This window comes from Vibrio genomosp. F10 str. 9ZD137 (genome assembly GCF_049974785.1).
GTDB lineage: Bacteria > Pseudomonadota > Gammaproteobacteria > Enterobacterales > Vibrionaceae > Vibrio.
Map to the genome: position 1 here is coordinate 1 of NZ_JBNGCJ010000447.1, position 6,854 is coordinate 6,854.

At 44.0% G+C, this 6,854-nt stretch carries 8 protein-coding genes; 6 read left to right on the plus strand and 2 right to left on the minus strand.

The annotated features are described in order from the left end of the window. From ACP45E_RS10685 to ACP45E_RS10710, 6 genes are all read left to right on the plus strand, one after another. The coding region (locus tag ACP45E_RS10685) for an OB-fold nucleic acid binding domain-containing protein (RefSeq protein ID WP_241824302.1) at positions 1-803 on the plus strand (803 nt) is incomplete at its 5' end. Positions 804-846: 43 nt separating this feature from the next. After that, positions 847-1,806, plus strand: coding sequence for an acetyl-CoA carboxylase carboxyl transferase subunit alpha (gene accA / locus ACP45E_RS10690; RefSeq protein ID WP_017038736.1), 960 nt, complete (start codon positions 847-849; stop codon positions 1,804-1,806). 118 nt (positions 1,807-1,924) lie between these two features. Next, positions 1,925-3,292, plus strand: a complete 1,368-nt coding sequence (tilS, locus tag ACP45E_RS10695) for a tRNA lysidine(34) synthetase TilS (RefSeq protein WP_017038737.1) — start codon at positions 1,925-1,927, stop codon at positions 3,290-3,292. Positions 3,293-3,332: 40 nt separating this feature from the next. Continuing rightward, entirely contained in the window at positions 3,333-3,644 is a 312-nt protein-coding gene (locus tag ACP45E_RS10700; protein ID WP_017035082.1) for a c-type cytochrome, read from the plus strand. 140 nt (positions 3,645-3,784) lie between these two features. Beyond that, on the plus strand, positions 3,785-4,123 hold the full coding sequence (glnB, locus tag ACP45E_RS10705; RefSeq protein WP_017035083.1) for a nitrogen regulatory protein P-II: 339 nt from the start codon (positions 3,785-3,787) through the stop codon (positions 4,121-4,123). A 105-nt stretch (positions 4,124-4,228) separates the two neighbouring features. After that, positions 4,229-5,083 carry an endonuclease/exonuclease/phosphatase family protein gene (locus tag ACP45E_RS10710; protein WP_017038738.1) on the plus strand — a complete coding sequence of 285 codons (855 nt, stop codon included), beginning with the start codon at positions 4,229-4,231 and terminating at the stop codon, positions 5,081-5,083. Between the two features lie 23 nt (positions 5,084-5,106). Here the strand turns inward: ACP45E_RS10710 and ACP45E_RS10715 are convergent, their stop codons facing one another. Beyond that, positions 5,107-5,793, minus strand: a complete 687-nt coding sequence (locus ACP45E_RS10715; RefSeq protein ID WP_017038739.1) for a YIP1 family protein — start codon at positions 5,791-5,793, stop codon at positions 5,107-5,109. Then, positions 5,790-6,854 (minus strand): LysM peptidoglycan-binding domain-containing protein (locus tag ACP45E_RS10720; protein ID WP_069584994.1); only part of this gene is annotated, 1,065 nt, incomplete at its 5' end. The genes ACP45E_RS10720 and ACP45E_RS10715, both read right to left, overlap by 4 nt.

Consider the following 6,854-nt stretch of genomic DNA (forward strand, 5'->3'; position numbering starts at 1 on the left):
CCGCTCTTCCGATCTTAATGGCGTCGCTCAAAGACGCAGTAAAAGGGGCTAGCCAGCATCATCAAGCAGAAGCATTTGGTCAAGGTGATATGTTTGGTGTGTTGACAGAAGAAGCCGATGTCATCGAGCATAAGTACACAAAAGTGGAACCCTGGCCGGAAAAAGTGTGGTTAGAAGGCGAAAGAGACACGCTAGGCTTGTATTTAACTGGGCATCCGATCAATGCTTATTTGAAAGAGCTAACAAAATACACCAGCTGTCGATTAAAAGACGCAACACCGACAAGACGAGATCAATCCGTGACCATTGCAGGTCTTGTTATTGCTGCAAGAGTGATGACCACTAAGCGAGGCGCTCGCATTGGTTTGATGACAATCGATGACCGTTCTGGCCGAATGGAAGTGATGTTGTACTCAGATGCGCTTGATCGGTATGCAGAATTGTTAGAAAAAGATAAAATACTGGTCATTTCTGGACAGGTCAGCTTTGATGATTTCAATGGTGGTCTTAAAATGTCAGCGCGCGAACTGTTGGATCTAGGAACCGCTCGAGAGAAATATGCTCGTGGTCTATCGGTGTCCATTAATGAATCACAAATAAACAATCAATTTTTTGAGCGCTTTAGCCAAATTCTAGAGCCTCATCGAGCAGGGACCATCCCTGTCAATATATATTATCAGCGACTTGATGCCAGAGCTCGACTCACGCTTGGTACTGAATGGCGAGTGACGCCCAGTGATGTATTGTTAGACGAATTGAAACTGCTACTTGGTCGTAACCAGGTAGAACTCGAATTTAACTAAAATTTAGCCTCATATAGGACGCTAAGTAGAAAAGGATCAATAGATGAGCCTCAACTTTCTTGAATTTGAAAAGCCAATTGCTGAACTAGAAGCAAAAATTGAAGCTTTACGTGATGTATCTCGTCACGGCGGCGATACAGCCGTTGATTTAGATAAAGAAATTCAGCAGCTTGAAAAGAAAAGTTTAGAACTGAAAAAGAAAATCTTTAGTGATCTTGGCGCATGGGAAACCGCTCAACTGGCGCGTCACCCACAGCGTCCTTACACACTGAATTATGTAGAAAGTGTCTTTACCGAGTTTGAAGAGTTGGCAGGTGATCGTGCTTTCGCTGATGACAAAGCGATCGTAGGGGGTATTGCCCGCCTAGAAGGTCGTCCTGTTATGATCATCGGTCACCAGAAAGGCCGTGAAACAAAAGAAAAAGTCATACGTAATTTTGGTATGCCTAAGCCGGAAGGTTACCGCAAGGCGTTACGTCTTATGGAAATGGCAGAGCGCTTTAAGATGCCAATTATAACCTTTATCGATACCGCTGGTGCTTATCCAGGTGTGGGCGCAGAAGAGCGTGGGCAATCTGAAGCCATCGCGAAAAACTTGAAGGTCATGGCTGGCTTAAAAGTGCCTGTTATTTGTAATGTTGTGGGTGAAGGCGGTTCTGGTGGTGCTCTTGCTATCGGTGTGGGCGACTACGTTAACATGCTGCAATATTCGACATACTCGGTTATCTCTCCTGAAGGCTGTGCCTCTATCTTATGGCGTGACTCAGATAAAGCGCCACAAGCGGCAGAAGCGATGGGCCTAATTGCACCACGTTTGAAAGAGCTTGAGTTGATCGATGAAATTATCGAAGAGCCTTTAGGTGGTGCGCATAGAAATTATGCGGAAGTGTCAGAAAACATCAAAGCAACATTGATTAAGCAATTAGAAGAACTAGAGCAGTTTGATAACGACTCATTGTTAGAGCGTCGTTACCAGCGCTTAATGAGTTATGGCTACTGCTAATCATGGTTTAGTAACGAACAAAAGAGCTAACACGGTTAGCTCTTTTTTGTATCTGACGTTTGGTCGCTGTTATGGCTTGACGTAAGATATTTAAGTCAAAGGTCATCAGAGTATTGCAATGAACCCCCTATATACACTTTTTACCCAAGTGATTACCCAGCATAAAAAGCCAGATTCTCGACTCGTACTGGCCTTGAGTGGTGGTGTCGATTCTCGGGTACTACTCGAATTATTGATGCTGTATAAAACTGAATACCCTGACGTAATATGTTTGGCAGTGCATGTTCATCATGGTTTGAGTGAGAATGCCGATGAATGGGTGAGTCAATGTGATCGTTGGTGTCGAGACTTAGACATTCCGCTTGCCGTTGAAAAAGTGGTATTAAAAAAAGACTCTGGTGAAAGCATTGAAAAATTAGCTCGTGATGCTCGCTATTCCGCTCTAGCTAAACACATACACCGTGATGATTTACTGTTGACCGGTCAGCATCGAGATGATCAAGTTGAAACCTTTTTACTGGCTCTCAAGCGTGGCAGTGGCCCTAAAGGGTTATCCTCAATGGCGGAATGTTTACCATTTGAATTAGGTTACCAATTACGTCCATTGTTGACAGCCAGTAGAAAAGAAATTGAACAGTTTGCTCATCAGCAGTCATTGGACTGGATTGAAGACGAAAGCAACCTAGATACTCGATTTGATAGAAACTTTATCCGTCACAGTATTACGCCTCCTTTGCTAGACCGTTGGCCTTCTTTTTCTCAATCGGTACAAAGAAGCGCGGCCTTATGTGCTGAACAAGAAACCTTGCTTGATGAGCTTTTACAACCGGCGTTGATAAAAATGGTTGGCGATGATAATCAGGTGGTCTTATCGACACTTTCCACCTATTCGGTACTTGCCCAAAAGCGATTATTGAGGATGTGGCTTGAGCGTTGTGGCTCCTTGATGCCAAGTCGTCAGCATTTAGAGGCGATTCTTGAGCAAGTGATTGGCGCCAAGAGTGACGCGAATCCTCAGCTTAACCTATTGAATGGCCAGATAAGACGATTTAACAATGGATTGTATTTTATCGCTGACCACTCGGACGTAAGTCAATGGACAGCGCCGTTAAGCCCTAATACCACTCTGTTGCTGCCTGATGGGTTAGGGGAGATCACTCTTAGGCCACATGACTCAGTGCGAGGGAATGACACTTCGGTTGATGCTTGCCAGACGGTCTCTATTCGAGGTGACTATATTGGCTCGTTGAGTGTCATTTTTGACCCGCAGGGGCTAGCGGCGCATCCTTCGTCTCGGGGGCATAGCCGTAAATTGAAAAAGCTGTTTCAAGAGTATCAGGTGCCAAGCTGGTTAAGGCGTCGAACTCCCATCATTATGAATGACAGCCATGTTGTCGCTGTGATGGGGCTTTTTGTAACCAAACCCTACCAAGGGCACGATTGTGAAGTTTATTGGGACAAAAAGTTGGAATTTGTGCAAAAATAACTATAAAGAAAGAAGTATTAAAATAAAAAAGGGAAAAGCAATGAGAAATGTAGCAATTGGATTGATTCTAGGTATGGGCTTGTTAAGTGGTCATGCATTGGCTGGTGACGTCGCCGCTGGAAAAGCTAAAGCTGCTATTTGTGCTGCATGTCATGGTGCAGATGGTATGGCAATGATTCCAGGTTACCCACACCTAAAAGGACAAAATGAGCAGTACTTAGTGAGCTCGATGAAAGCGTATAAAGATAAGCAGCGTAATGGTGGTCTAGCAGCTGTTATGCAAGCACAGGCAAGTCTATTGAGTGATGAAGATATCGCCAATCTCGCTGCGTATTATTCAAGCTTAAAGTAATACGACAGAACATTTGAGCCCAAGCTATTTGCTTGGGCTTTTTATTTGTGACTATTCAGTTAGTTGATTATTAACAGTCAGTTGATTGTTGATTTTAGCTAGTCAATAATAGGCAGATTATTGACATTTAAGGGATGAAAATGAAAAAGATTGAAGCCATTATTAAGCCGTTTAAATTAGACGATGTACGAGAAGCATTAGCGGAAGTGGGTATTACAGGGATGACAGTTTCTGAAGTGAAAGGCTTCGGACGCCAGAAAGGCCACACTGAACTGTACCGTGGTGCAGAGTACATGGTGGATTTCCTACCTAAGGTAAAGCTTGAGATTGTCGTGACGGATGACGTTGCAGAGCAGTGTGTTGATTCTATTATTGAAACAGCGCAAACGGGAAAAATAGGCGATGGTAAGATCTTCATAACCGATGTGGAACGTGTCGTACGTATTCGTACGGGCGAAGAAGACGAAGAGGCCATCTAAGGAGCCTTTGGGCTCCTTTCTCCTTTCTCTTTTTACTCTCTCTGACTTCTTATCACCTAGCTCCTTGCACCTACCTAAGGCAATCAATATGCTTGATGGAACGATATGAACAGAACGCATCTCTTTTTCCTAGCATTAGTATTGAGCGTATTGGGTTTTTTTTCTGTTTATTTCATCTTCAGTGTATCAACAGAGGCCAGTGTCACGGTACTTAATACTAATGCACTCAATACCCATTCACCGCCTAAGCTTCAGTGCCATCAAGAATCCAACACTCTATCGATTGATAATGAAGGGAAATTAGATGTTCTGGTCTGGAATATATACAAGCAAAATCGTTCCAACTGGAATGAAGCACTGACGTCACTGTCCCAATCTCGTCAATTGATTTTATTGCAAGAAGCCATCATGACCGATTCTTTTAAAGGGTGGTTAATCGAAAAAGGGTGGCAGGGAAATCAAGTTGAAGCGTTTAAGGCGTTTGATGTGTCATCGGGTGTCCTCACTATTGCTGCCGACTCGCCCGCTTTAGTCTGTGCTTACTTGGTTGTTGAACCCTGGCTGAGGTTGCCTAAATCGGCGTTGTTTTCTTTATATTCATTGTCTGATGGTCAGCAGTTAGCGGTCGTGAATATTCATGCGGTTAATTTTACCTATGGGGTTGCTGAATATCAGCAACAATTGAATGCCCTAGTGAAAGCGTTGCTACAGCATGAAGGGCCGATTATTTTTGCTGGAGACTTTAACAGTTGGAGCCATGAGCGAATGAATGAACTGGCAGAGCACTTGCGACCTTTAGGCTTAATAGCGGCGACTTTTATGCCCGATAATCGTAAGCAATTTTTGAATGGTTTGGTTCTCGATCATGTCTTTTATCGAGGTTTGACTTTAAAAAAAGCAGAAGCACCACAAAGTGATGCTTCTGACCATAACCCATTATTAGTGAGTTTTTCTCTATAGCTCGCCCGTCAACGGTTCACGCTTTAGCTGACGACAATATAAATAGCCCAAACTAAGAAATACCCAACCCATGGGAGGGCGGAAATAACGATAGCTTGCCCACGCTCAAATTCTGTCCAAGTTAGCACTGCCGCATAACCAAGAACGATATACCAGGGTAATAGCAAAGGAACCGCGCTGGCAAACTGAGACCAGTCATTGGTGAGCGGTAGCTTGATAAGACCATTGAGACTGTTGAGATCGGCAGCGTATGTCATCACCTGTCCATGCTTTAAAAGCACACTCACATAGCTAGCAAAATCACCAATAATGGCAGGGAACATAATGACTGAACAGGCGGCAAACCAGCGCCAAAAACTCTGAGGTTGTTGGCTGGCTTTTGTTGCTAGGTTAAACCATAACGCGAGCATGATAATGGACATTGTTCGACCAAGAACATCTGAAATGATTTCACCTGCCATTAAGGTATTGGCGTCTAGAAGCTCAAGTTGCGCAGGGTTTGTTTGTGCTAGTTGGGTCGATAGCTCTGCGTATAACCAGTCAAAATTAACGAGGTCAAAGTAAGCGCCCCAAAATAAGAAAGGGCTCAATACAAGAAATAGATAAGGCTGCCAACCCCATACCGCATGTTTGTGCAGCGTGACAAAAGCAGAAGAAGGCGATCGGAAAATATCCACCAACATCATAAGTGGGTTACTAGACGAAATCATACACTCACCTTGGTTACATCAACGTACAATTTTAGTTTTTGTCCAGGCTGCAGGTATTTGCCTTTATTCAGTTCATTCCATTTCACAATATCATTACTCTTTACTTTAAATTTATTGGCGATGCCACTGATGGTATCCCCTGTACGTACTTGATAGAAAACCGTACGAATCACCGAACCGTCCGATCCCTTTTTCCAGATAACCAATTCTTGACCGATACGAAGTGTGTCGCGTGGGCCCATACCATTCCATTTTGCTAATGATTGATGAGAGACTTTATTTGCTCTTGCTATCGTCCACAAGCTATCGCCACTTTGTACCTTATGGGTCAATTTATACTGGCCTCTGGAGCGTGATTGGGTTTTTGCTAATCGGTTTGTCGCGCTCAGAGCGTAGGCCTTTTCGTCTTGAGTCGATGTTGGAATCATTAAGTGTTGCCCAACTCGAATATTATGACCGGGTAAGTTATTCGCGGTTTGTATAACACGAGTCGTGGTGTTGTATTGGTTTGCTAGAACGCTGAGGGTGTCGCCAGATTGCACTTGGTAGCGGACCAAACGCATACCTTTACCTCTGTTTTCTTCTACTTTTTGGTTAAATTGTGCCACGGAGCTTACCGGTAACAACAATTGCTGATGTTTATCCGGTGCGGTTGCCCATTGGTTGTACGCTGGGTTTAAGCTTTGAAGTTCTTTCACTGAAATGTTGGCATAATTGGCCGCAATCGCGAGATCGAGCTGATCGTTAGGATTGACGAGTTCAACAACCGGGGTGTTTGAAATGGCGGGTATTTCGATACCATACTTTTCTTGATTGGCTATGATGTCAGCAAGGGCGAGAAGCTTAGGCACATAACCGCTGGTTTCTTTTGGCAGATCTAATGAGAAGAAGTCAGTAGATTTTCCCAAGTTTCGATTCTTACGGATAGCACTGTTGAGGCGTCCGCCACCGCTATTGTAAGCCGCGATTGCGTGATTCCAGTCGCCATCAAAACGAGTGTTTAATCGTGTTAAGTAGGTTAACGCTGCATCGGTTGCGGCAACCACATCACGACGGCCATC